This window comes from Paraburkholderia bengalensis, from assembly GCF_037126505.1.
Lineage (GTDB): Bacteria > Pseudomonadota > Gammaproteobacteria > Burkholderiales > Burkholderiaceae > Paraburkholderia > Paraburkholderia bengalensis.
Map to the genome: position 1 here is coordinate 65,169 of NZ_JACFYJ010000017.1, position 22,806 is coordinate 87,974.

A 22,806-nucleotide genomic window follows, 5' to 3' on the forward strand; every position below is an offset into this window, starting at 1 on the left:
CGGCTCCGGGCCATCCGTCGCCAGCGAATTGAGCAACGCTCAGTCTGCCTGAACGGTCCGCCGCCTACAGGCTCTCCGTCTTGCAACGCAGCGGCCGGTCTAGTCGTTCGAAACAGCAGGTGCAGCCGCGTCTGCACTGGCGTCGCGCAGTGCCTCTATTGCCGCCTCGACTGTCGGATAGATTGGACGGCGTTCATGCTCATTTCCAAGTGCACGATATCGTTCCAGTTCATTGCCCACGCCTTCGGGAACAGCGACTGAAGCGATACCGATACCTCGCCGCGCCAATTCATCCGTCAACTGGAGCAGCGTTTTGCCAGACGTATAGTCGACGTTACTGATCTGCGACGCATCAACGACAAACCAGCGCGGGGCAGGTCGAGAATCTTCCGCGAGCTTCAGAATCTCGTCCATGAAGCGGCCGGCATTCGCATAGAACAGATCGGCCTCGAAACGATAGACGATGATGCCAGGCGCGGCGAAGATATTCGGCGCTACGGCGTGGGCAATCCAGTGCCCGGCCTCATCGCGTGTCAGCACACGCGTACGCAGCCGGTAGCTGTGGCGAACGTTGTCGATGACCGACAGAAGCACAGCGGCAATGATGCCGTGCATGACATCGACGAATACCACGATGCAGACCGTGATCAACGCGACGACAAATTCATCGCGCTGCACCCAGAACAGTTCGCCCATGCCCTTCACGTCAATGAGCTTTAATCCGATCATGAAAACGATCGCCGACAACACTGCCGTTGGCAGGTAGGCCAATGGCTTCGTCAAGAACAGCAAAACGAATAACACGATCAGTGCGGTGGTCAGATGGGCAACCTGCGTTCGGCCACCGGCATCGTCCACCATCTCAGTCTTGGTTGGGCTACCGTTGACGACGAAGGTCCCAGTGAAGGCGGCCGCCGCGTTGGCTACCGCGAGCCCGACGATGTCCCGGTTGTCGTCGCTATGCTCGTTATACCGGTTGGCATACGCCCGCGCAGTCGCGGCGCTCTGCGCAATGATCACAATGAAGCACGACGCCGCTGTAGCGAGCACCTGGTTAATTTCTGCCCAATGCACGGGCGGAAACGAAAGCGACGGCAGACCACTGGGTACTTCGCCGATCACGCTGAGCCCTCTCTCGCCGAAGCTGAAAAGCGAGCTTGCCGCTATCGCGCCAACCACGGCAATCAGCGCGCCCGGCGCACGTGGCGAGACGCGCTTGCAGCCCACGATCACGACAAGCACTGCGACTGACAGCCCGGCCGTCGCGTAGTTGGCGCTCCCGATCCGCTCCAACACCGAAACAACTTGCAGGATAGGTCCATGCCCCTCCTTCGCAAGTCCGATCAATCCTGCAAGCTCGCCGCACGCCACCTGAATGCCGACTCCTGACAGAAATCCGATCAATGCACTTCGCGACAGAAAATCGGCCAGGAAACCGAGCCGGAAAAATCGCGCTGCGACGAGCATCACCGCCACAGTCAGCGCGACGGTGCTCGTGAGACCGACATATTCCTTGCTGCCTAGTGCGGCGACGGTAACCAACGTGCTAGCGAGGATCGCAGCCGTCGCCGAATCCGCGGCCGCTACGAGGTGCCTCGACGCCCCGAACAAGGCGAATGCCACCAGCGGCAGCAGGATTGTGTATAGCCCCGTGACGGCGGGCGTGCCCGCGATCTTGGTATATCCCATTACCTCCGGGATGCCCAACGCAGCGAGCGTAATGCCTGCGACGATGTCGTGCGGCAACTGCGCGCGAGAGACGGGAAAGACGCCCTGCAATAGATGGATCCGGTGGGCGGGCGATTCCGTTGGCGTCAACGTCTTCATGATGTAGCCTCGGTGCGAACCGCAAGCCTCTCCATCATTGCATCGGCGAGAAGCTCATCGCCGATCACGACGCCCGTCGCTCCGGCATTCTCCAGCAGCGTCTTTCTCAGGCTGTTCTCGCCTGGCGCGATAATCGGCAGCGAACGATTCAGCGCATGTGCCAGCAGCGTGACAGCCAGATTTGCGTCGCCATTGGGTGTGGTCACGACGAGCGCTTTCGCGTTCTGAAGTTGTGCGTGCCGAAGTGCGTCGTCGAATACCTCGGGTGCGCTGAGAATGACGAGGTGACCGCTTTCCGCCGCCCGGTCGGCCATGTCCTTGTCGGCGACGAGCACCAACACGGTTTCGCCCGCTCGCCGCAATTTTTCGGCAATGGACTGGCCGAGCGACCGGTATCCCACGACAACCACATGATTGCTCAGCGTTTCGAATTTGCGCTCCATAGTTCTGTTCTCCCTGTACGCGACAACGTCATCGCCAGACAGGATCCCCGTCAGCCTCGATATAGCGAACGCGGCGACCAGCATCGTCACGAACATCGCCGCGAGCATGAACTGCTTCTGGCGCACGTCGAAGTCGGAAAAATCGCCGAGCGTGGTTGTCAGGTTGACCGCATCCCACACGGCTGTGAAAAGGCGGCTGCCAAACGGTGCTTTCGACTGATCCAGCACCATCAGCCCGGTTGTAGCCAGCACGAGCAACAAGACAAGCAGTCCGATGGCGTGGCGCGCGCGGCGTCTCCATTCACGCACTCGAACCGCGCCGAGGCGCGGCTCATCGATACGATAAATCCACATAGCGGGGCAGATTGAAGTAGTCGCCGAGAAATCCTGACTACTCGCTCTTTGTCGGCGTATTACTTCCTGCAGATCAAGCAACGAATACCGCTGTGGCAGCACCCGCAGCCGCTCCCGTCACGGGCATCTTTCGCATCGTCACACCTCGCTCATCAGTATTTGAATTTGCGCAAGTCGAATCCATGCAAAATCGAACCTACGCCCCAGCCCCCAACGGGCAAATTCGGATTGCCATGCCGAAGACCTTGTATGACAGACTAATGCGCACGGCGATGGTCAGATTGACCTGAGTCAAGCGATGAACCTCCGGAATCAGCGGCTGCGTCTTCCATGCACACATATTACGTAGCAATCCTTGGTTAATTAATTGCATATGGCATTACCTCGACATGCATGTATTCATGCTATGCACGTCCGAAGAGCAGCGTGCTGACAGATCCTTCGCCGTCCGTCACTAACGGCGCGCTATTAGTTGAGGGAATATCAAGCCGGTTAATATCCCGGTTTCTGCCTTACCCATCCGCACTGGTTGTCCCGCAATCTCATATCCGTGCTCGCGAAGCGAGAACTTGCTGACGGGCCGGACTATTCAAACCGGATGGCCCGGGAGGCGCGGACGGCGCCGCGGGACCACCCTCACCTGGCGTTGAGGCGGGGATGGGACCAACGGCAGTCGGCGCGTCAGGCTGTACCGCGCCACCGACAAGGAATCCTGTCGACACCAGGAAAATCAAGGCTGGTAAAAGAAAAGCCACGGAATTCACCTCGTCAGATAGATATCAATTGGCCGCTGCTCCTGTGCCGAACCGACAGAGCGCAGCCCCGCTCAATCGCACTGTATTGCTACCCTACCTCCACGAATGACCGCCGAATTGACGTATGTCAGCTTAGCTGCCGACCCTACGGAGCGATGTTGTCGATTGACCCGACGTTTGATAGACGGTGAGCGTCACGGGCGGCGTTACACCCCGCTCACGAACCAATCGCGATCGTTTATCGTCCGTCGGCGCGCTCCCGATTGACATGGATCAATCGTGACGACTTCGATCCGCGATGTGATGCCTACATGAGTGCGTGTCCCACTCGCGACTCCTCGATTTTCACGACTAGCGGTTCACAGAAAGTGAGTGGGCCGTTCTTCTCGACGCAGTACTCAGCTGAAGCCATTGCTTTTGTCTGATGCCATGACACGAAGATTCTGCCGCGCAGGAGATGACCGATGATCCTCATCGCCGCCTTCATTTCGATGACCTTTCTCTACAGCCTGGTATCCCGGCGGCTGGAACGAACCATTCTCACAGCGCCCATGTTATTTACCGCGCTCGGTATGCTTCTGGCCACTTCGCAAGGAGCGTTGAACGAGCTTGCCATGGACAGGCAAGATCTGCTGCTGGTTGCCGAACTTGGTCTCGTGATGACGCTTTTCACCGATGCATCACGCGTCCCACCGCGTGTGCTCAAAGGTGAAACCAGTTTGCCGGTGCGCCTGCTAACCACGGGAATGCTGCTGACAATCGGACTCGGCGTACTTGTCGCGATGGTTGTTTTCAGGACGCTCACCTGGTGGGAAGCGGGTATCCTCGCTGCAATATTGGCACCGACTGACGCAGGGCTCGGACAGGCCATTGTGAACAGCCCGCGCGTCCCCCACCCGATCCGTCAGGCATTGAATGTCGAAGCCGGCTTGAACGACGGACTCGCGGTTCCATTCCTGATGTTCTTTATCGCATTGGCGGAGGCGCGCGAGACCAGCCGCGGCGGTTCAGTGTTGAGCCGCTTTCTGCTCGAGCAACTCGGTTATGGAACACTCGTAGGACTCGCCGTTGGATTGCTGGGCGGGTGGCTGCTCAGTCTCGCTCACCGCAAGGCATGGATGGCCGAACCCGCCACACAGCTTGGCGTAGTGGCGCTGCCGCTTGCTTGCGTCGTGGCCTCGGAGGCGACGGGCGCAAGCATGTTCATTGCGGCATTCGTGGCCGGTCTGGCGACTCAGGCATGCTTTCGCGAGGTTGGCGAACATAGCGTCGAGTTTGCAGAGGAATGGGGCCAACTCTTCAACTACTTTGTCTTCTTTCTGTTCGGGCTTCTCGTCACCCGCGTCTGGGCGCAGTTCAGCTTTGCGATTCTGGCGTACGCCGTGCTCAGCCTGACGTTGATTCGCATGGTCCCGGTTGCGATTGCGCTCAGAGGCACGCACCTTAGTCGGCCCACGACGTTGTTTATGGGGTGGTTCGGTCCGCGAGGACTGGCATCGATCGTTCTTGGACTCGTCTATCTCGAAGGAGAAGCCGACCTGCCGGGAGAGCCGATCATCAGGCTCGGTGTCATGGCGACGGTTCTTCTTAGCATATTTGCTCACGGATTGACGGCGCTTCCCGCAATCGGCCGGTACGAAAAGACGGTTGCGAAGCTAGGCGATGATGCGCCCGAGCATCCGCGCGAAGTACTCGACGCTCATCACGCGACGGCCGACGGGCCCTGACGCAACATGTGTGGATGAACAGGCGAGCGTCAGCCACTGTCGAATGGCTGCCGTCCAATCGGGATTAAACCGATTCTCGACGATCCGATCCGCTAATGAAGCGGCGCTGCATCGCGAGAAATTCGAATGGCCGTCGCCTCGACAAAATCGACGCGCACGCTGTCGCCCACCTTAAGCACATTCAGAAGACCTTCGGATGAAGCCTCGAGCGTCAACGTTCGGGTCGAATCGCGCAACGTCAGCAAACGATTCGCGCGATCGATCTTCTCGACTGTCGCCACTGCTTGAACCCTGTGCATCGACAACGACGACTCCAACGACTGTGCAGTGCTGAATCCACTATCGATGCGCTCGCGAATACCGTCAGCCGGCGCCTTTCCTGCCCGAATCAGAAGTGCCCGGCTGTAGGTGATAGCAACCGTATCACCTGTCTTCAGGGTACTCACATCGCCAACGGACGGGTCTACCAGGACATCGATCGGTTCCCCGCTCTCCTGAAGAAGCGTGATGCTGTTGCGCTTCACATCGATCCCGAAAACGATAGCCTTCGCTCTGGTTACGCTGGTGCCGGAGAACTGCTTCGACTGTTCGACATCGTTAGCATAGCCTTGGCCCGCTGCATCGATTGCCGCGCCTGTGCCCGCCACCAGTGCAATCATGCAGACCAGGCTTGTGCATCGCCATTGGACATTCATAAGCAACTCTCCGATCGAGACTACATGGCGCCGACAGCCGCAACCCGACAATAGGGCACGCCGGGTTGGCGGCGGCGATCTTGACTTCGCGCTAAGGGATGCCCTCCTCCTTCTGTTTATCAGGAGAATCACGCGGCGCTTGCGCAGGGTCCGTTAACGCTCGAAGCGGCGATGCGGTAACGACCGTCAACAATATGACGTCGCGCTCGCTCTCGGGCATCTTCGCAATCGCGTGGAGCGTGACTCTCGTCATCCAGCACACGTCGGACGGCGTCGCAGTGGATGGCTGTCGTGTGTACGTCCCATAGCGGTCGAGACTCGCCGTGTCGCCATCCAGTTCGATCACGATTGCGCGCGACAGCGCCTCCAACGCGCCGGCGTATTCCTGCTGTGTCGGCAACCGGACAGGAGCGTCGGACGTACTGCTGACCAGCACCTTATAAAGAAGCTGCAGATAGAGCGCGGCATCCGCATCGGACATCTGCGATATCGTGATGTGACTCATCACCGCGCTCATGTCGACAAGACCAAAGCAGTTGACGGGAACGAACTCATCGAGCAGACGGGTGAACAATTGCAAATACAGCAGCCGCTCCTGCGGAGCCAGGCGTGCGAGCCCGCTCGACATCAGCGCTTCGCGCTTGCCCTCGTCCACGAAAATCCGTTCCAGTGAAGCAGGGCCACCACCAATGCGCATCGCGATGCTCGGGTCATGCAGCACCATCTCGAACCACGCTGTCAGCATGTGCGCTTTGGCCGAGCCCGGGGCGATTCCGTTCTGACTCAGCGTCCTGCCTAGATTGGACGCTTCAGGCGTCGCAGGGCTTGCCAGTGCGGCGGGCGGTTCGGGCTGCCCGGCATGAGCGCTTTCCCTGAACGCCGCTTTTCCCGTCGACGTCCAGAGGACTGCGCACCAGGCCGCCAGCAAGAACCCCATTTTCATCGCTGTCGCGAAGCCTGCTCGGATCACAACTTTCTCCGCTAAAGCCTTGGTTCGAAATCTGCAGCGTCGGCCGCTGCCGACATTGCCTATTCCCCCGTCTGCGCGTCGATCCTGCCTTCGCGAATGGCCTGAATAAACGTCCGGTAATCTCGCCGGTTTTGCGAACTGTACTCAGTCGCAAACTCTGTGATTGCGTCATCGAACGTCTGGCCAGAACCCATATAGCCCGCGATCATCGCGGCATCTCCGGATCGTGCGTGAGCCCGCGCCAGCGCATGCGCGCACATGCGCGCGTACTGCTTGAGCAGGCCCGCATCGAGCCCTTCGAGCACCACCGACAGCTTCATGTCGCGCAGCTGGCGAATATAGAAGTGGCGTCCGTTTTGTCCCCGGCTCCAGCCGAGAAACAGGTCGCTCGCGGCCTGCATGATGCGCTGGCCGGCGATCACGCGCTCTCCATGATTCGCATGCAGGCTCTTGCCCGCGTAGGGTTCGAGTACCGACGCACGCGCCTCCTTGAGCTGCAGGAGCAATGGATCGTTGTCCGCCGCCATGAACAGACCAATGCCGCACAGAGTGCCGACGCTTCCAACACCAACCACCTTGAGTGCGAGATCGACAAAGTGAAACCGGTCAAACAGAACGCGTACATGTCCGTCGAGGCTCTCGCGATACGAGGCAATCGCGTCGGCGTACCCGGACTGAAGCCCCGGGGCAATCTCCTCCGAGGGATGAAACAGGAGCGGCGGCTCGTCCTTGATCCGCGGCTGCGCGCCCTCTTCCGAAACCAGTTTCGGATAAAAATGGTCCGGCACCGTCTTGCGGCGCTCTATTTCTATCCTTTCCATTATCCGTTTGCGAGCTGCTTCGACCACCTCCGGATCTGCCGACCGGTCCCTGTACCTCTGCAGATCAATCTTGTCGTACCAGACATCGAGCGCCCGCATCGAGGAGTAGTCGTGCATGCGTTCGCGGTACTCGCGAACGAGTTCGGTGGCAACGCGCGTCGTGTCGCTATATGGCAGTTCCAGATGCTGCGCCGCGATTACGGCGCTCGTTGTGAGACGTTTCAGGTCCCACTCGAATGGCGCCGGCAGCGTTTCGTCAAGATCGTTCACGTCGAAGATCACGTTGCGCTCGGGTGTGGCGAAACCCCCGAAGTTCATCAGATGCGCGTCGCCGCATGCCTGCACGCGCAAGCCGCTAGTCGGTGTCGTTGCCAGGTCGGCGGCCATGATGATGGCCGCGCCGCGATAAAACGCGAACGGCGATGCGGACATACGCCCGAAGCGGATCGGAACAAGGCTCGGAATGCGCCCTTCGTTGGACAACTGGAGAAGCTCGACAGGATCGCGGCGCTGCGCGGGTAACCTCCACCCGGCCTGCGACGACCGGGAAACATGGTCGCGTATCAATCGCCCTTGTGCCGCCCTTTCGTCCGACGTGCGATATCCGGCAGATGCTGCGTCCGCGTCATGTGCGGCCTTGCGCGAAACGGCTTTGTCCATCACGCCCCCTGCGAATTCCACGGAATCTCTATCCGTGAAAATCACCATACGCATGCGACTAACCGCGAGGTTGATTCAGGTCAAGAGTTCGAGAACGTGACCGCAGACGATAAGCGCGCATTCCCAACGCGGAAACGTCAGCATTGAAGACCTGTCGCCAATCGCGTGATGCAAGTTGTGCGAGCGTACATGAATGTTATGGATACCCGAGTATCCATTGATTCAGGTCAATCGGCATGCGTTGACCGTTCGTATCCTGAGTACACACCAAGAGTCCGTCCGATGGACCGCATCTGTGACGACGCGATCGGGACGATGCTGGCGCACTGCCGGTTCGCGCAGTGCCTGACTCCAGGCGGGCAAATCATAAAAGACCCTGCGCACCGCTGCGGACTCGAAACAGGTAAAGGAGAAGTTACATGTCTGATTCCGTAACGCAACCCACATCCGGGGCGAGTACAGGACCGTCGACGACGTCCGCCGCCGCCCCGAAACTCCATCTCGGCGCGCTCACCGCGCTCGTGGTGGGATCGATGATCGGCGGCGGCATCTTCTCATTGCCGCAAAACATGGCGGTGAGCGCCAGCGCAGGTGCGGTGCTGATTGGCTGGGCGATCACCGCTGTCGGCATGCTGACCCTGGCGTTCGTCTTCCAGACTCTTGCGAATCGCAAGCCCGAACTTGACGGCGGCGTCTATATCTATGCGAAGCAAGGCTTCGGAGACTACATGGGCTTCTCGTCGGCATGGGGCTACTGGATCAGCGCATGGCTCGGCAATGTGGGGTACTTCGTCCTGTTGTTCGGCACGTTCGGGTACTTCTTTCCCGTCTTCGGCGAGGGCAATACGCCGATTGCAATCGCCTGTGCGTCGGTGTTGCTATGGGGCGTTCATTTCCTCGTATTGCAGGGCATCAGGGAAGCGGCGTTCGTCAACATGGTCACAACCATTGCGAAGGTCGTGCCGATCGTCCTGTTCATCGTCTTGTGCATCTTTGCCTTCAACGCACATATCTTCACGAATGACTTTTTCGGACTCGGTACGCCGAAGCTCGGCAGTGTCGCCAATCAGGTTCGCGGGTCGATGCTGGTAACGGTCTGGGTCTTTATTGGCATCGAAGGCGCAAGCATTTTTTCTGCGCGCGCCGAGAAACGCACCGATGTCGGCAAGGCGACCGTCATGGGCTTTGTCGGCGTGCTGCTGGTGCTCGTGCTCGTCAACATGCTGTCGCTCGGCATCATGTCGCGGCCGGATCTGGCCGCGCTAGCAAACCCGTCGATGGCAGGTGTGCTCGAACATGTCGTGGGCCACTGGGGCGCGATCCTTATTAGTGTCGGGCTGGTCATTTCGCTGCTGGGCGCGTTGCTTTCGTGGGTGCTGCTTTGCGCGGAGATCATTTTTTCCGCGGCGCGCGACAACACCATGCCGCATTTCGTGCGCAAGGAGAATGCGAAGAAGGTTCCGGCCAATGCCTTGTGGTTGACAAATGGCATGACGCAGGCCTTCCTGCTTATCACGCTGTTTTCGAAAGGCACCTATCTTTCGTTGATCTATCTGGCGACGTCGATGATCCTGCTGCCCTACTTCTGGTCGGCGGCCTATGCGCTGCTCGTCGCATGGCGGCGTGACACCTACGAAACGGAACCGGCGCAGCGCAACAAGGACTTGCTGATTGCCGCCATCGCCGTGGTGTACGCGATATGGCTGCTTTATGCAGGCGGATTCAAGTACGTGCTCCTTTCCGCACTGCTGTATGCCCCGGGTGCGTTGCTTTTTGCCAAGGCAAAGCGCGAAGCGGGTCAACCTGTCTTCACGCTGGTGGAAAAAGCCGTCTTCGCGGCGGTCGTGCTGGGTGCGCTGGTTGCCGCATTCGGCCTGTACAGGGGCTTCCTCACGCTCTGAATCGAGGAGACACATGATGATCACGGAAACAATGAAGTATGGCGTTCACTCGGAAGCGGGCAAGCTACGCAAGGTGATGGTCTGCTCGCCTGGTCTTGCGCACCAGCGTTTGACTCCGAGCAATTGCGACGAACTGCTGTTCGACGACGTCATCTGGCTCAGCCAGGCCAAACGCGATCATTTCGATTTCGTCACCAAGATGCGCGAGCGCGGCGTCGAGGTACTGGAAATGCATAACCTGCTGACGGAAACCGTGCACAGCCCGGAAGCGCTCAAATGGATTCTGGATCGAAAGATCCGTCCCAACACCGTCGGTGTGGGGCTTGCCAACGAAGTTCGCGCATGGCTCGAAAGCCTCGAGCCCAGGCGGCAGGCCGAGTTTCTGATAGGCGGCGTCGTGGCGGAGGACATTCCCGATACCGATGACTCGAACGCTCTGAAGATGTACCGGCAGTACCTCGGTTATTCGGGCTTTGTGTTGCCGCCTTTGCCCAACACGCTGTTCACGCGCGACACGACCTGCTGGATCTATGGCGGCGTCAGCCTGAATCCGATGTACTGGCCCGCGCGACGGCAGGAAACCGTGCTCACGGCAGCGATCTATAAATTCCATCCTGACTTCGCGAACGGGGACTTCGATGTCTGGTACGGCGATCCAGACCGCGACCACGGTCTCGCGACGCTCGAAGGCGGCGATGTGATGCCGATCGGCAAGGGTGTGCTGCTCATCGGAATGGGCGAGCGCACGTCGCGCCAGGCGATCGGCGAACTCGCACAGAGCCTCTTTGCAAGAGGTGCTGTCGAGCGCATCATCGTGGCCGGCTTGCCGAAGTCTCGCGCCGCGATGCATCTGGATACGGTGTTCACATTCTGCGATCGCGATCTCGTTACCGTGTTTCCCGAAGTGGTCAACGAGATCGTCGCGTTCTCTCTTCGCCCCAGCGATTCCGAAGCGACACGAATCAACATTCGCCGCGAAGACAAACCGTTCGTCGAAGTCGTCGCCGATGCCCTGGGACTGCCGAAGCTGCGCACTGTCGAGACGGGCGGCAACACGTTCGCCGCAGAGCGCGAGCAATGGGACGACGGCAACAATGTTGTCTGCATCGAGCCGGGCGTCGTGGTCGGCTACGACCGCAACACCTACACCAACACATTGTTGCGCAAGGCAGGCGTCGAAGTGATCACGATTACGGCGAGCGAACTGGGCCGGGGCAGAGGCGGCGGGCATTGCATGACCTGCCCCATCGTGCGCGACCGCGTCGACTATTGAAAACCGCCTCAGTGGTGCGCAAGAGCGCCCTGATCTTCGAGAAGACGTCGACGCGCACGGGCTGCGCGTCCGAGGTCGCAGGATAAGGTCAGGGCGCCAAGGTCACGTATTGTCGTGTCCTGCGTGACTTTTTCCGTTTTGCCCGGTGTTGCTCGTGTCCGGTCCTGTGATCACACTGGGCGCCTCGCGCAAATCCGCCGATCCCCGATCCCTCATCGACGAACGATCGACTCGAGGGGAAACCGGCCTTGACGCTGAAATCGCCCTCAGGTCGTTTGCCAAGCCACACTGTGCCGTTCATTCAATTGCCGTACGCGCTCGGATGCCCAGCGGGCCAAATGAGCATGGTACGGGGTCGCTCCGCTCAGGCCGCGTGGAATGAAACCCGTTCTGTGTCGCGGTGATGCGGTATGCGCGCCCCGCTCTGAAGATGGGTGATCATCGGAACTGTGCGGTCACGAATTCGATGCGCCGGAATCCCCGCCCGCCAAGTGTAACGATACGAGTCGTGCAAGCACGATCGCCGGATAGAGTTGCCCGATTAGCGCCTCCAGATTCGTGAGCGATCTCGCCTCAGGCGCGATGGGCAAAATGTCGCCGTAGCCCGCCGTGGTCAACGTGACAAAACTGAAATAGATCCAGATCGAGCGATCCAATGAATTCGTGTGAAGGGAAGCACTATAAAACGCATTCGGAATTACGCTACTAAGGATTTGGTAAGCCTGCGCCCAGAGCACACCCAATAATATGTAGAGGGCAATGGCTCCGTCGATTCGGTCAAATGTCACTTTGCCAGAACCGAATACATTCAATCCAATCACCACGGTTATTAACGCCACTGCAACCAGAGTGGTTGCGTCACGTATTGCCAATGTGAGATGAGCCGGTACTACCCAACCTGCCAGGCGAAGGGTGATAGCGGCGAGCGCGACCAGTGCGATCAGCACGAAGGCTCTCGGCCGTTCTTTTGCCGATACGACGCCGGTTATCAGAATCAAAGAGAGAAACAGATCCTGCAAGATCCTGCCGACAAGGCGACCGGGCTCCGTGAAGGATGGGACACCGAACACGGAAATGACAAGCAGCGCCAGAAGTACTCCCATGTTCGCCTTGCGTAGCGGCGCGATCCAGCCTGTCGATTGGCGCACATGAGGCATCACTTTCCCCTTCGAAAGCAGTCACTTTGTTCCGCTGGCCGCGGACGGCTGGTCAGGCAGAGCCGGGGCCGATGCAAGGCGGCAATGCATCGATTACAGGACGGGGAACGGGCTTTTTGCTCCGCCATACGTCGTACCAGTCTGAATTGAACTTTCCCGCGTCAATTCCTTGGGAGTGCAATTCCGGGCAGACCTGCTGTCCAGACAGAGTCCGCGCATGCCTCGTTGCTCCACCACAAAAAACCGCCAGTCTCTTGCCCGCATTGCATGGGCTGAGCCGCCGCGCCGGGGTGGCGGCTTCGTTACCTCTGTGTTCTCGCGCCTGTACACGTGTTGTCCTCCGCGTCCTCCACTTCTTTCCTTTGATCGGATGAGGCCGGTGCCGTATACCACTGCGCGCGCGGTACGACCTTGGGTTCGTCAGGATCGCCCTCGTAGGCGGGGGTCATGATCTGCACTCCGTACTCGTTGAAGACATCGAGGATATGCCGGTGCAGGTCCGCACAGATCTGGGCGATCATATGCGGCTCACGGATATAGACATTCAGTTCGTAAGTGACCGCGAAATCCCCCAGCTTGTTTAGCAGGATGAACGGCTGCGGCTCCCTCAGCACCCGCGACGTACGCGCTGCGGCCGCGTGCAGCATCGCCTCCACCTGTCGCCAAGGGGTCTCGTACCCGATACCGACCGTGGTGTGGACGATCAGTCCTCGTGTGCCGGCCATGGAGCTGAAGTTTGTTACGTCGCCGTTCAGGATCTGGGAATTGGGAATCGTGATCTCTTCGTTTTTGACCGTCCGCAGATGGGTCACCTGGAGGCGGATGGCGATAACCTCACCCGTCACGTCGCCCACCTTCACCCGGTCACCGACCTTGAACACCCTTCGATAAGTCATCAGGTAGCCAGCAATGAGATTGGATATCGCTGTCGAGGAGCCGAGGGAGAGCACGAGGCCAATGAAGATCGAAATCCCTTTGAAAGCGGCGGACTCGGAGCCAGGAATGTACGGGTACGCGATGATAAGCGCGAAGGCCAGGACCAAGACCCGAACGAGCTTGTAGGTCGGCAGGGCCCATTCCGGCTCGAATTGTGCGAAGGTAACGCGCTTCTGCGTCATCGCATCGAAGAAGTTGTGCAGCCGGCGCAGGACGAACCGGGACAGAAAGTAGATGACAGCCAGAAGGAGAATGTCCGGAATGCTGGCGGCCACGGATTTTCCTATGTGCTCAACCGCGCCAGCGGCAAGGCCGAACAGGCTGTTGGAGATGGAGCGGGTCCAGGGAAAGAGCGCAAGTACGTAATGCAGGTAGGCGTACGCCGACACGATGATAGTCGCGACGCCCGTCACAAGCATCAGGCCATGAAATGCCTTCCAGATGGTGTCGGAACGGAGGATCTCAAAAGACTGGATGCCGACGGCATGGACGCGACCCTTCAGACGTTGGGAGAGCGCTTTGTCCAGCCATCGGTTGAGCACGAGCAGAACTGCGATCACCAGCGCTAGCAAGGCCGTGGCGCCCGCGCCATACAGCCCCGCCTTGCGCAGCGCGTCGCCTCTTCGTGACTGCCGGTATTCGTCGATGGCCCGTTTGATCCGCATCAGATGCAACGTGGCGAGATGGTCGCGGCTCGTGTGTTCCAGCTGGGCGTCCGCTTCGCTCACGATCATCAGCGTAGCTTCCCCGGCCATGATTATCGTGACGTTCTCGACAACTTCGGTGCTTAGCCGGTCGCTCGGGAAGGAGGCGTCCGCCGCTACCTTTTCGATTCTTCCCCTGATCGCCTCTGCGCGCTGCTCAGCGGGAAAGGACGAAACGCCCCGAACCCTGAACAGGAGCTGACCGTCGATCTCGACCGGGGCCGTTTCCAGCACCGACTCGAGGAGGGCCGGCGTTTCCGGGCGCACGTCCTCACTTGCAGCCTGAAGCGGCGCCGCAAGCATCATGAATAACACCGCAAGTATGGGAATTCTCAGAGACATTGTCCCCTCTACTGCCAACAAGCCGTCACCGTGTCGCCGGACAAGGCGTACACCGGAATACTTCCCATGGATATCCTGCCGTGCGGACGACTGACGCCCTTGACTTATATCAAGAGAGCCAAAAGGGGGACGGCCGGAAAGCAGAACGCGACAAAAATGCCGTCGAGGGCTCCAGGCCAGTGGCATGTCGCGGCCTGGATGGATGCATCCAGGCGTGATTGAACACGATAGTTGTCGGTTGGCAGAATGGGCGTGCGCGAGCGGAGTTAATGGCCGTTTGCAGGCTCGAACCGACGTTTGAATGGCGATCAAGCACGAAAGCGAATGACTGGACATGGCCCATTGTGTTGAAAAACTCCCCGGGAAAGACTTCAGCGAGGTTTTCATGGGTCCTCTTACCTGTGTGATTCGCAGACATTGACCCGCGAGATCGCGACTCGATTACGTTGGGTGATGATCGAGTCATCGAGGGAATGCCGTTTCCAATCCAGCGTATCCAGACTGATCGGGGCGGCGAGTTCTTCGCCGAATCGGTGCAGCGACGTCTGATGAGCGAGTGCATCAAATTTCGACCGATTCCGCCACGCTCCCTACACCTCAACGGCAAGGTCGAGCGTTCACAGCTGACCGACCTGAACGAGTTCTGGTTCCACCATGCCCCGACCGAGGACCAGATTGACCAGCGACTTGAAGAGTGGCAGTTCGACTACAACTGGCGCCGTCCACACGGCTGGCGTGTGGACAAGATACTTGCAGAGCATCACAGGCGCGTGCTGGAACTCGCGCCTCCTACCGGAGCCGCGAGTTCCAGCACGGTAAGAAAACGGCCACCACGAAAGTGAAACGATGTCTGTGAATCGCACATCTAAGAATTGGCCAACGTCCGTTGACGGCCCGAACCCGGAAATCCATCCGCTGACGACGGATGGCCAGCCTGGATCGCCCCCCGAACTTCCCTAGTCGACCCGTTTGAAAGGGACATTGGCCTGCGAGCGCTGAGCGTTCGCTCTCGCCATCAGAACAGCCAATCCGCCGCTCATGCGAACCGGGTTGCGTAAGCGGAAGAGATTACTAACCGTTACAAAGTGAAACGGTCGGCGCTGGGCACCGCCTCATAAAAACGTTCGAATCACAAGGGGCGCCCCCGCGGGCTCTGTCCGCGCACAAGCGAAACGCGTCAGCAGTTCCCCTTCTTGGCCTGCCCCGGGGGGCAGAACCCGTTGCCGGGGCCGCCTTGCGGCTTCACGACCACGGCGGGTTCGGCCGGTACGTACACGGCACACCCGGACAGCGTGCCGGCGGCGACGGCCATGGCAATGATGAATCTTTTCATGAGGCTCCCCGAGGAGAAGGGGCGGCCGCCCTTCGTCGATAGTGCACTTCGTCAGAAAGTGAAGTTCACGTTAGTCTTGCTTCCGCCGGTGATGCTGACGGTGGTCGATTGCGTGGCGCCCGAGGCCGCATCGGCTTCGATCGTGTACTGGCCCGACGCCGCTGGGTTCAGGCCGACGGGCAGCGTGCCGTTATACGCGCCGACCATCGGTGCCGCGATGGGCAGGCTCGTCGTATAGTTGCCCGTATCGAGGTTGGCATTCGCCGACGCGATCTCATACGTGCCCATCGGCGTAACCTGAAGCGCACGCAGGCTTGCATCCGCCGACGCCGTCACGGTGCCGCTTACCGTATTCATCGCCGATACGGGAAGCGTGATCGGCTGGCCCGCCGTGGACACGCGCGTCGTAGCGCCGACAACGACAGGCACCGACGTAATGATCCCTGTTGTCTCGTTCGGTTGCACGATCACGATGTCGTAGGTCCCGTTCGTTGAGCTCTGGGCAAGTGTCGAGAATACGAAGTGGCCTGTGCTGTCCGCCACCGTGCCGCTCACCACCTTGCCGTTCTGCTCGGCATACACGGTTGCGCCGGCTTCCGCCGCTGCGACGTAGCCGTCGATCGTGCCGGCGACGGTTGTCGGCGTGGCAGTGATGACCGGTTTCAGCGCGTACGAGCCGTTGCCGTGCTGGACGACCGACTTGCAGGCGTTGAAGTCGATCACGAGATCGACCGTTGAGTTCGCAGCCACGTCAAACGGACGAATGATCTTGAGACCGCTTTGAGTCGCGCTCGGTGTCGCGAGCGGCTGTTCGTTGGTCGTACCCGACACGACGACCGAGTTGGCCGCCGTGTTACCCTGGTTCTGGGCGAGGACCAGCCGCACCTGCTGATACTGGCCGGCGGGCAGCGTCGCCTGGCCGAGCGTCGCCATCGTGCCGTTCGTGAGCGAAAGTAGATCGACCTTCTGCGGGGTAGCGAGCGTGATGTTAGTCCATCCGCCGTCATTGTCGCCCGCGCTCGAGCTCGCATTGATCCGTACCTGGCTCACCGTTACGTACACGTGGTCGAATCCGCACGAGGGCGCATCCGTCATCTGGACGTTCACCGTGCCGGTCGGGGTGCCGCCGCCACTGCTACCCCCACCACCCCCGCACGCCGCAAGGGCGACCGACGCGAGAATTGCGCACGCTAAGCTTTTCCGCAAGCCGTTCATTCAGCACCTGTTTGTTTTTTCAGAGTTGCGAAGGATACGTTTGCCGGGGAGCAAACGATTTCTAATTTTGTAACGATTCGCAACATTTCGAGCTGCACCTGGCGCGTGTGGACAGGTGGTCATCTAAATTCGCGAGCCTCGCTCACGGAAACGTTCCAGGCCCTCCCTCGGGCAATTAGCGCAGGCTGATATGTCCGAAGGCCCACCGATTCCGGTCAGTTAAAGTGCGGGGTGTATGACCCAAGCTGGCCGGGCCGAGGCAGTGCCATCCGCAATTCGCTCGCCGCAGAGCGACCCCTCAGCAAGGGCGGATGAGGTCTGGGCGGTCCGACCTGGGCGACGACCTTGAGCGGCCGCTCATGGCCGCATAGCGTCCCACGGCCCGATGCGGCGATCGCCTCGGGCGTGTTCCATGCAAAAGCCAAAAGCCGACCCGCTTGAGCGGTTCGCGCTATCGCTGCGCCAACGGTGGCTTTCGAAGATTGCTACGCCCGTTGACGCGATAGTATCCGCCGCAGAATACTCGGCCCTACGCGCGCCTCGGTGCTGCCAGACGCCGCGTACCGTTCTTATACCGCTCCACAGCCAGCAGCGGATCATCCATTGCAGACGAGCACGATCTTGCCTGTCACGCCCCCGTCGCCTAGCAACTCCTGCGCGCGTCGTGCCTCTGCAAGGGGAATGAGCTGCGCGACTAGTGGCACGATCTTCCTCTGTTGTAGAAGACAAAGCAGGGCAATCAAGTCCTGTCGAAACAATGCGGGGTTCAGCCGTTTGAGCCACTGGATGCTGTAGGGGATCACCCGCTTCCTGCCCGGCAAAAGCCAGCTGGCGGCAATGTACCACCCAAAAATGGCGATTGCACGAAAGCGATGACGACCACCTTGACGACCTGAAGCTAATCTACCTCCGCGTAGCGAAGAGGTTAAGCCATATGCGACTACTGTCCCGCCAGGACGGAGAACCTTGCGGGATCGCCAAATGTGGGGACCACCGATCCCTTCGAAGACGACGTCTACGCCGTCCCTGGTGAGCCGCTGAATTTCTTTGACGAAGTCGAACTGCTGGTAATCAATCGGGATACCGCCCAGCTCTGAAACGGCCGAGGCCCCACGCAATGAACAGGTGCCGTACATCTCCAGCCCGGCGAGGCGTCCAAGTTGCAATAGCGCCGTGCCGACCCCGCCGGCAGCGCCGTGGATCAGGACGCGCTGGCCCGGTTTGACCTTTGCCGAATGATGGAGCATCTGGTACGCCGTCACATAGTTCAGCACGAGGCTAACAGCCTCGGCAGCATCTAATCCGGCGGGCACGGGAACCAGTTCATCCTGCGGCAGGCACACGTACTGCGCGTAGGCGCCACTGATCGGCAACGCGGCGATCATCTGGCCAGGTTCGATTCCCGAGACGCCGCGGCCGAGCCGGTCCACCACGCCAACCAGATCCCACCCGGGCGTGAAAGGCAGCCGTGGCGTTTCAGGGTGGATGCCTTCGCGCATCATCAGGTCGGGCAAGCTCACACCTGCGTCCAGCACTTGCACCCGCACCTCGCCATCCCCCGGCTCGGGGCACTCCTCCTCGACTACCCTGAGTGCGTCGGGTCCACCGTAGTGAGTCACGACGATACGTGTGTGTCTCATGAGCACATTTCCCCGCTTGCCGAGTGCCCCGTCCAGCGAACGCGAGCAAGATGTCAAGGCAAGTCAGCGACATTCTGAGTTCAAAGTACCCGCCTCCCTTCGCGCCATTTTGATGCAGATCATCTTTTCAAAATAACAGCGTTGCAGCCCTTGCCGCCCGCATCTTGCTAGCCGCGGCCCATGAGGTATCGGCCGCCCTGGGTCCGGCGACGCTTACTTCATCGTTGGTGGGGAGATTCTGGGGTGCGCCGCTTGCGCACTGATCAGTCATCCGAATGTTCGAGCGAATGCGCGGACCAACCGTGGCAAATGGCCGGGCTCTGCCTCATGCAAGCGGACGTACGCGGGCCGGATTTCGCAAAGCCGCAACGGGGCAGCACGCGTCAGGTTACTTCCCTTCCACTGGACACGCCTCAACCTCCGCATGCCATCCTGGAGCGATCGGTCGGCGTGCCGGCGCCACTAGCGTACGGTGCCGCTGGACGAAATACCGGAGAAGGTGCCCTCGACGAAAGTGCGATGCATGGACTCAGCGCTGACAATCATCTAAGACCTGACTGAACCAGATAGCGTTCGAGCAACCGCAGACGACCTGCATGCGGCCTCGTGGAGCCGCCGCCTTTTTCATCGTGGGCTCAAGATTCATCGTGGGCTCAGGAATGACCGTTACTAACCGAGTAACGGCCGCCCGAATGACTGACCGGTTCGGGCAGCGCTGTCTGTCCGGAGAGGGTCGGCCGGAGTCCATCCGCGCTTCGAAGTGATCGCCGCAAAGCGGTCATTGGTATTTCGCTTCCCGAAAGCGGCCGATCGTCAACGCGCACTCCGGACCCAGAGCGGACAATTGGCGCTTCCGTTAACGGACAATCGCAGGCTTAGTTGGCCGCCTGGCCGAGCTAGATGCGGTCGTCACGTACATAAGTCGCTTTCCGGAATCGACGGAAGTGGTGTACGTGCTCAATGACTCTGCTTAGCCGTTGTCGATGTGTCGGTTGTCTGCAACCCATGTCGTCGGAGAACAATGGAGACCACCATCCACATCTGATTATTCACTTGTTGCGATAGCTTTGCCATATACGCCGTAGTGCTACTGTCGCGCATCGCAATGCCCCATCTTTGCATGACAGGATCTTGCATTATCGTTATTAGATGCCTGAGTTCATCATCCGAAAATTTCGCGCTTTCAACGAAGTGTCTTGTTAGAAGAGCTTGCTCGCCGTACCCGGGCTTTATTTTGTTTGAGATAATGTCATTGACATCGGCACGGATAGATCCCCATGTGTCGTCCGGAATCCCTGGATTGAACTTCCTTGATGCATCAATCTGATATCCAGCTGTTGTTTTTTCCATGGCGGCTGGATCTCCATGCTCGGTCAACGCAACAACTCTATCGATCAAAGAGTCGGTAGCTGTGTTGGTCTGTGCAGAGGCGTTTAGGGCCCGTAGGGAATGGCGAGGAGTAGCCAAGCCACGATTACCCCTGCTCGTCGAGAAATAGCAAATTTTTCTATCATATTCTTCAAAATCGCCAACTAGTCGATTGCTGCCGCCGCGCCGATTGTCGACGACTATCGAGACGACTGGCTCGGCGGGCGTGCCACTCATTTGAGGGCTGCCTATTGTCAGCACTTGGCTGCGACCATAGCCCCGGTCTTGGTGTCTACGTATTGTTCCAGCCACTGTCGCGCGTCGCCGAGATAGGTGTATTCGAGGTCCGGGTAATCAGCCGCGTATTTCCGTCCCAGTGGCTCCTTCAGCCATACATTCACATTTTGCATTGGCCAACCACTGCTGATTTCGACCATAGCGTTACCGATGCAAAGCTCGGCGTCGAGTATCTCGCGAAGAGGGCCGCTCAGACGAGGCAAGATAACCGAAAGTCGTAGTCGTGAATCATGGGCATCCGGAGGCTTGGGCATAGAACCAGGGCACATTGTCGACGATCTATGTTGCTTCGTCGACCGTCCCTTTATGGCCGGGTTGAGGCAGTGTCACCGTGATTCACTCGCCGCAAAGCGGTCGTTGGACAGGAGCCTATGGAACCCCGGGCATAGAAACTGGACGACGACATCGAACGGCCGTTCATGGCCGAGAGCCCCAGTTCAATGAAGGTGCTATAGAGGTGCCATTGAAACCTTCAACGGCAGCATTCGGGCGACTTCTGTGAATGAGTACAGTCGGCCAGGAGCGGACCATCGACGGCCGCCTCCAATAACAGACATTCATATCGACTCAGGTAAGCTTTCGGACGTAGGAAGGCGCATGGTGCGAAGCCTATTGGCATTCGCCGACGATCCGATGCTAAGGTCAATATGACAATGAAAAACAGCACCGTTCCGGAACAGCAGGGAGAGGAGTGCGTTCCTGGCTTTTTGTATGCGGATAACGATCTCCCCACCCGAAGTAAGGCCATCTACACATATCGTAAATTTCCGATATAAGATTCGGCCCATAGCGATGCAGATGCCGATTTCCGGCTACCGAGTCTGCCCGCCGTTTCATGAGCACGAAGACCAACCCGAAGACCATTGCCATCGACGTCGACGCGATTCACAAGGCGCTCGCCAATCCGGCGCGCCGCGTGATTCTCGCGAAGCTGCGCGAGCCGGAGAAGTATTTTCCGGAGCAGGAGCTTTCGTACGATCACGGCGTCTGCGCCGGACAGTTCGACGACTGCTGCAATCTCTCGCAGTCCACGGTGTCCGCGCATCTGGCCGCGTTGCAGCGCGCGGGGCTGATCACGTCGAAGCGCGTTGGCCAATGGGTGTTCTTCAAGCGTAACGAGGCCGTCATCGAGGCGTTCCTCGCACACATGAACGCGGATCTCTGACGCGCGCCGCGTCTTCGCGCATCTTCGCTTTTCCCGAATGCAGTCTTGACATAGACGGGCCACGGCCCACAAGGATTGGAACCATGCCGAATCTTTTCGACCCGCTCCAGATTGGCGATCTCACGCTGAAGAACCGTATCGTGATGGCGCCGCTCACGCGCCAGCGCGCCGGCAACGAGCGCGTGCCCAACGCGTTGATGGCGAAGTACTACGCCGAGCGCGCCAGCGCCGGCCTGATCATCTCCGAAGCGACATCCGTGACGCCCCAAGGCCTCGGCTACGCGGACACGCCGGGCATCTGGTCCGATGAGCAGGTGGCAGGCTGGAAGCTCGTGACGAAAGCCGTTCACGACGCAGGCGGCAAGATCTTCCTGCAGCTGTGGCACGTGGGCCGCGTGTCCGACCCGGTGTTCCTGAACGGCGAACTGCCCGTCGCGCCGAGCGCGATCGCACCGCAAGGCCACGTAAGCCTCGTGCGTCCGCAGCGCCCGTTCGTGACGCCGCGCGCGCTCGACGTGTCGGAGATTCCGGGCATCGTCGCCGCCTATCGCAAGGGCGCGGAGAACGCGAAGAAAGCGGGTTTCGACGGCGTCGAAGTGCACGGCGCAAACGGCTATCTGCTCGATCAGTTCCTGCAGGACAGCACCAACAAGCGCACCGACGCCTACGGCGGCCCGATCGAAAACCGCGCGCGCCTGCTGCTCGAAGTGACGGACGCATGCATTGAAGTATGGGGCGCCGATCGCGTCGGCATGCATCTCGCGCCGCGCGGCGATGCGCACACGATGGGCGATTCGGACGCGGCCGCCACGTTCGGCTACGTCGCGCGCGAACTCGGCAAGCGCAAGATCGCCTTTATCGCGGCCCGCGAAGCGCTCGGCGACGACCGCCTCGGCCCGCAACTGAAGAAGGCCTTCGGCGGCGTCTACATCGCCAACGAAAGCTTCACGAAGGAAAGCGCGCAGAAGCTGCTCGATGCGGGCGAAGCGGATGCTGTCGCGTGGGGCAAGCTGTACATCGCGAACCCCGACCTCGTGCGCCGCTTCGAACTCGACGCGCCGCTGAACGAGCCGATTCCGGCAACCTTCTACGCCGAAGGCGAAGCGGGCTACACCGACTATCCGACGCTCGAAGCCGTGAACTGATTCATCGCGGCATCGCAACGTCGGTCAGCAAAAGAAAAACGCTGCGGGAAGTTCTCCCGCGGCGTTTTTTTATCTGCA

Annotated in this window: 16 protein-coding genes and 1 pseudogene; 6 read left to right on the forward strand and 11 right to left on the reverse strand. The window is 59.6% G+C overall.

All coding sequences use genetic code 11. The features are described 5' to 3' along the window. Nucleotides 1-99: 99 nt before the first annotated feature. Nucleotides 100-1,827, reverse strand: a complete 1,728-nt coding sequence (locus H3V53_RS13180; protein ID WP_336598281.1) for a SulP family inorganic anion transporter — start codon at nucleotides 1,825-1,827, stop codon at nucleotides 100-102. Then, entirely contained in the window at nucleotides 1,824-2,705 is an 882-nt protein-coding gene (locus H3V53_RS13185) for a potassium channel family protein (RefSeq protein WP_336598282.1), read from the reverse strand. Before H3V53_RS13185 ends, H3V53_RS13180 begins: the two co-directional genes overlap by 4 nt. Nucleotides 2,706-3,843: 1,138 nt before the next feature. On the opposite strand from H3V53_RS13185, the gene H3V53_RS13190 reads away from it, so the two are divergent. Continuing rightward, nucleotides 3,844-5,106, forward strand: coding sequence for a cation:proton antiporter (locus tag H3V53_RS13190; RefSeq protein WP_336598283.1), 1,263 nt, complete (start codon nucleotides 3,844-3,846; stop codon nucleotides 5,104-5,106). 92 nt (nucleotides 5,107-5,198) lie between these two features. Here H3V53_RS13190 and H3V53_RS13195 read toward each other — a convergent pair whose 3' ends face one another. The 3 genes from H3V53_RS13195 to H3V53_RS13205 form a co-directional block, all read right to left on the reverse strand. Next, nucleotides 5,199-5,801, reverse strand: coding sequence for a hypothetical protein (locus tag H3V53_RS13195; RefSeq protein ID WP_336598284.1), 603 nt, complete (start codon nucleotides 5,799-5,801; stop codon nucleotides 5,199-5,201). Between the two features lie 91 nt (nucleotides 5,802-5,892). Next, entirely contained in the window at nucleotides 5,893-6,738 is an 846-nt protein-coding gene (locus H3V53_RS13200; protein ID WP_419539490.1) for a hypothetical protein, read from the reverse strand. Nucleotides 6,739-6,830: 92 nt separating this feature from the next. Continuing rightward, nucleotides 6,831-8,252: a DUF2252 domain-containing protein gene (locus H3V53_RS13205; RefSeq protein WP_336598286.1), complete on the reverse strand. Its 1,422-nt coding sequence runs from the start codon at nucleotides 8,250-8,252 to the stop codon at nucleotides 6,831-6,833. Nucleotides 8,253-8,785: 533 nt separating this feature from the next. On the opposite strand from H3V53_RS13205, the gene arcD reads away from it, so the two are divergent. Then, nucleotides 8,786-10,153, forward strand: a complete 1,368-nt coding sequence (arcD, locus tag H3V53_RS13210) for an arginine-ornithine antiporter (RefSeq protein WP_473766656.1) — start codon at nucleotides 8,786-8,788, stop codon at nucleotides 10,151-10,153. A gap of 16 nt (nucleotides 10,154-10,169) precedes the next feature. Beyond that, on the forward strand, nucleotides 10,170-11,426 hold the full coding sequence (gene arcA / locus H3V53_RS13215; protein ID WP_419539491.1) for an arginine deiminase: 1,257 nt from the start codon (nucleotides 10,170-10,172) through the stop codon (nucleotides 11,424-11,426). Between the two features lie 455 nt (nucleotides 11,427-11,881). Here arcA and H3V53_RS13220 read toward each other — a convergent pair whose 3' ends face one another. Together H3V53_RS13220 and H3V53_RS13225 are read right to left on the reverse strand one after the other, a co-directional pair. Next, a complete protein-coding gene (locus tag H3V53_RS13220; protein WP_336598289.1) occupies nucleotides 11,882-12,529 on the reverse strand; it encodes an ion channel in 648 nt (215 codons plus the stop codon). A gap of 356 nt (nucleotides 12,530-12,885) precedes the next feature. Then, complete coding sequence (locus H3V53_RS13225; RefSeq protein ID WP_336598290.1) at nucleotides 12,886-14,565, reverse strand: mechanosensitive ion channel family protein; 1,680 nt, start codon at nucleotides 14,563-14,565, stop codon at nucleotides 12,886-12,888. A gap of 455 nt (nucleotides 14,566-15,020) precedes the next feature. Here H3V53_RS13225 and H3V53_RS13230 point away from each other — a divergent pair. Further along, nucleotides 15,021-15,407: pseudogene (locus H3V53_RS13230) on the forward strand (integrase core domain-containing protein); the annotation flags it as partial. Nucleotides 15,408-15,742: 335 nt separating this feature from the next. On the opposite strand, the gene H3V53_RS13235 reads toward H3V53_RS13230, so the two are convergent. The 4 genes from H3V53_RS13235 to H3V53_RS13250 all read right to left on the reverse strand — a co-directional run bounded on the left by H3V53_RS13235 (nucleotide 15,743) and on the right by H3V53_RS13250 (nucleotide 20,358). After that, entirely contained in the window at nucleotides 15,743-15,898 is a 156-nt protein-coding gene (locus H3V53_RS13235) for a hypothetical protein (protein WP_336598291.1), read from the reverse strand. A 51-nt stretch (nucleotides 15,899-15,949) separates the two neighbouring features. Beyond that, nucleotides 15,950-17,113 (reverse strand): DUF4382 domain-containing protein, encoded by a 1,164-nt coding sequence (locus H3V53_RS13240; RefSeq protein WP_336598292.1) that lies wholly within the window; start codon nucleotides 17,111-17,113, stop codon nucleotides 15,950-15,952. Between the two features lie 596 nt (nucleotides 17,114-17,709). After that, a complete protein-coding gene (locus H3V53_RS13245) occupies nucleotides 17,710-18,753 on the reverse strand; it encodes a medium chain dehydrogenase/reductase family protein (RefSeq protein WP_336598293.1) in 1,044 nt (347 codons plus the stop codon). Nucleotides 18,754-19,710: 957 nt separating this feature from the next. Then, nucleotides 19,711-20,358, reverse strand: coding sequence for a hypothetical protein (locus tag H3V53_RS13250; protein ID WP_336598294.1), 648 nt, complete (start codon nucleotides 20,356-20,358; stop codon nucleotides 19,711-19,713). Nucleotides 20,359-21,253: 895 nt separating this feature from the next. Here H3V53_RS13250 and H3V53_RS13255 point away from each other — a divergent pair. Beyond that, nucleotides 21,254-21,583: a helix-turn-helix domain-containing protein gene (locus tag H3V53_RS13255; RefSeq protein ID WP_054924499.1), complete on the forward strand. Its 330-nt coding sequence runs from the start codon at nucleotides 21,254-21,256 to the stop codon at nucleotides 21,581-21,583. A gap of 83 nt (nucleotides 21,584-21,666) precedes the next feature. Beyond that, nucleotides 21,667-22,728, forward strand: coding sequence for an alkene reductase (locus H3V53_RS13260; RefSeq protein WP_336598295.1), 1,062 nt, complete (start codon nucleotides 21,667-21,669; stop codon nucleotides 22,726-22,728). The last annotated feature ends 78 nt before the right edge of the window (nucleotides 22,729-22,806 follow it).

What these genes read in the sequence shown, in the direction of transcription:
- H3V53_RS13180 (WP_336598281.1), bottom strand. Translation starts at nt 1,827, where the DNA reads ATGAAGACGTTGACGCCAACGGAATCGCCCGCCCACCGGATCCATCTA.
- H3V53_RS13190 (WP_336598283.1), top strand. Translation starts at nt 3,844, where the DNA reads ATGATCCTCATCGCCGCCTTCATTTCGATGACCTTTCTCTACAGCCTG.
- H3V53_RS13195 (WP_336598284.1), bottom strand. Translation starts at nt 5,801, where the DNA reads ATGAATGTCCAATGGCGATGCACAAGCCTGGTCTGCATGATTGCACTG.
- H3V53_RS13200 (WP_419539490.1), bottom strand. Translation starts at nt 6,738, where the DNA reads ATGGGGTTCTTGCTGGCGGCCTGGTGCGCAGTCCTCTGGACGTCGACG.
- H3V53_RS13205 (WP_336598286.1), bottom strand. Translation starts at nt 8,252, where the DNA reads ATGGACAAAGCCGTTTCGCGCAAGGCCGCACATGACGCGGACGCAGCA.
- arcD (WP_473766656.1), top strand. Translation starts at nt 8,786, where the DNA reads ATGATCGGCGGCGGCATCTTCTCATTGCCGCAAAACATGGCGGTGAGC.
- arcA (WP_419539491.1), top strand. Translation starts at nt 10,170, where the DNA reads ATGATCACGGAAACAATGAAGTATGGCGTTCACTCGGAAGCGGGCAAG.
- H3V53_RS13220 (WP_336598289.1), bottom strand. Translation starts at nt 12,529, where the DNA reads ATGGGAGTACTTCTGGCGCTGCTTGTCATTTCCGTGTTCGGTGTCCCA.
- H3V53_RS13225 (WP_336598290.1), bottom strand. Translation starts at nt 14,565, where the DNA reads ATGTCTCTGAGAATTCCCATACTTGCGGTGTTATTCATGATGCTTGCG.
- H3V53_RS13235 (WP_336598291.1), bottom strand. Translation starts at nt 15,898, where the DNA reads ATGAAAAGATTCATCATTGCCATGGCCGTCGCCGCCGGCACGCTGTCC.
- H3V53_RS13240 (WP_336598292.1), bottom strand. Translation starts at nt 17,113, where the DNA reads ATGAACGGCTTGCGGAAAAGCTTAGCGTGCGCAATTCTCGCGTCGGTC.
- H3V53_RS13245 (WP_336598293.1), bottom strand. Translation starts at nt 18,753, where the DNA reads ATGAGACACACACGTATCGTCGTGACTCACTACGGTGGACCCGACGCA.
- H3V53_RS13250 (WP_336598294.1), bottom strand. Translation starts at nt 20,358, where the DNA reads ATGAGTGGCACGCCCGCCGAGCCAGTCGTCTCGATAGTCGTCGACAAT.
- H3V53_RS13255 (WP_054924499.1), top strand. Translation starts at nt 21,254, where the DNA reads ATGAGCACGAAGACCAACCCGAAGACCATTGCCATCGACGTCGACGCG.
- H3V53_RS13260 (WP_336598295.1), top strand. Translation starts at nt 21,667, where the DNA reads ATGCCGAATCTTTTCGACCCGCTCCAGATTGGCGATCTCACGCTGAAG.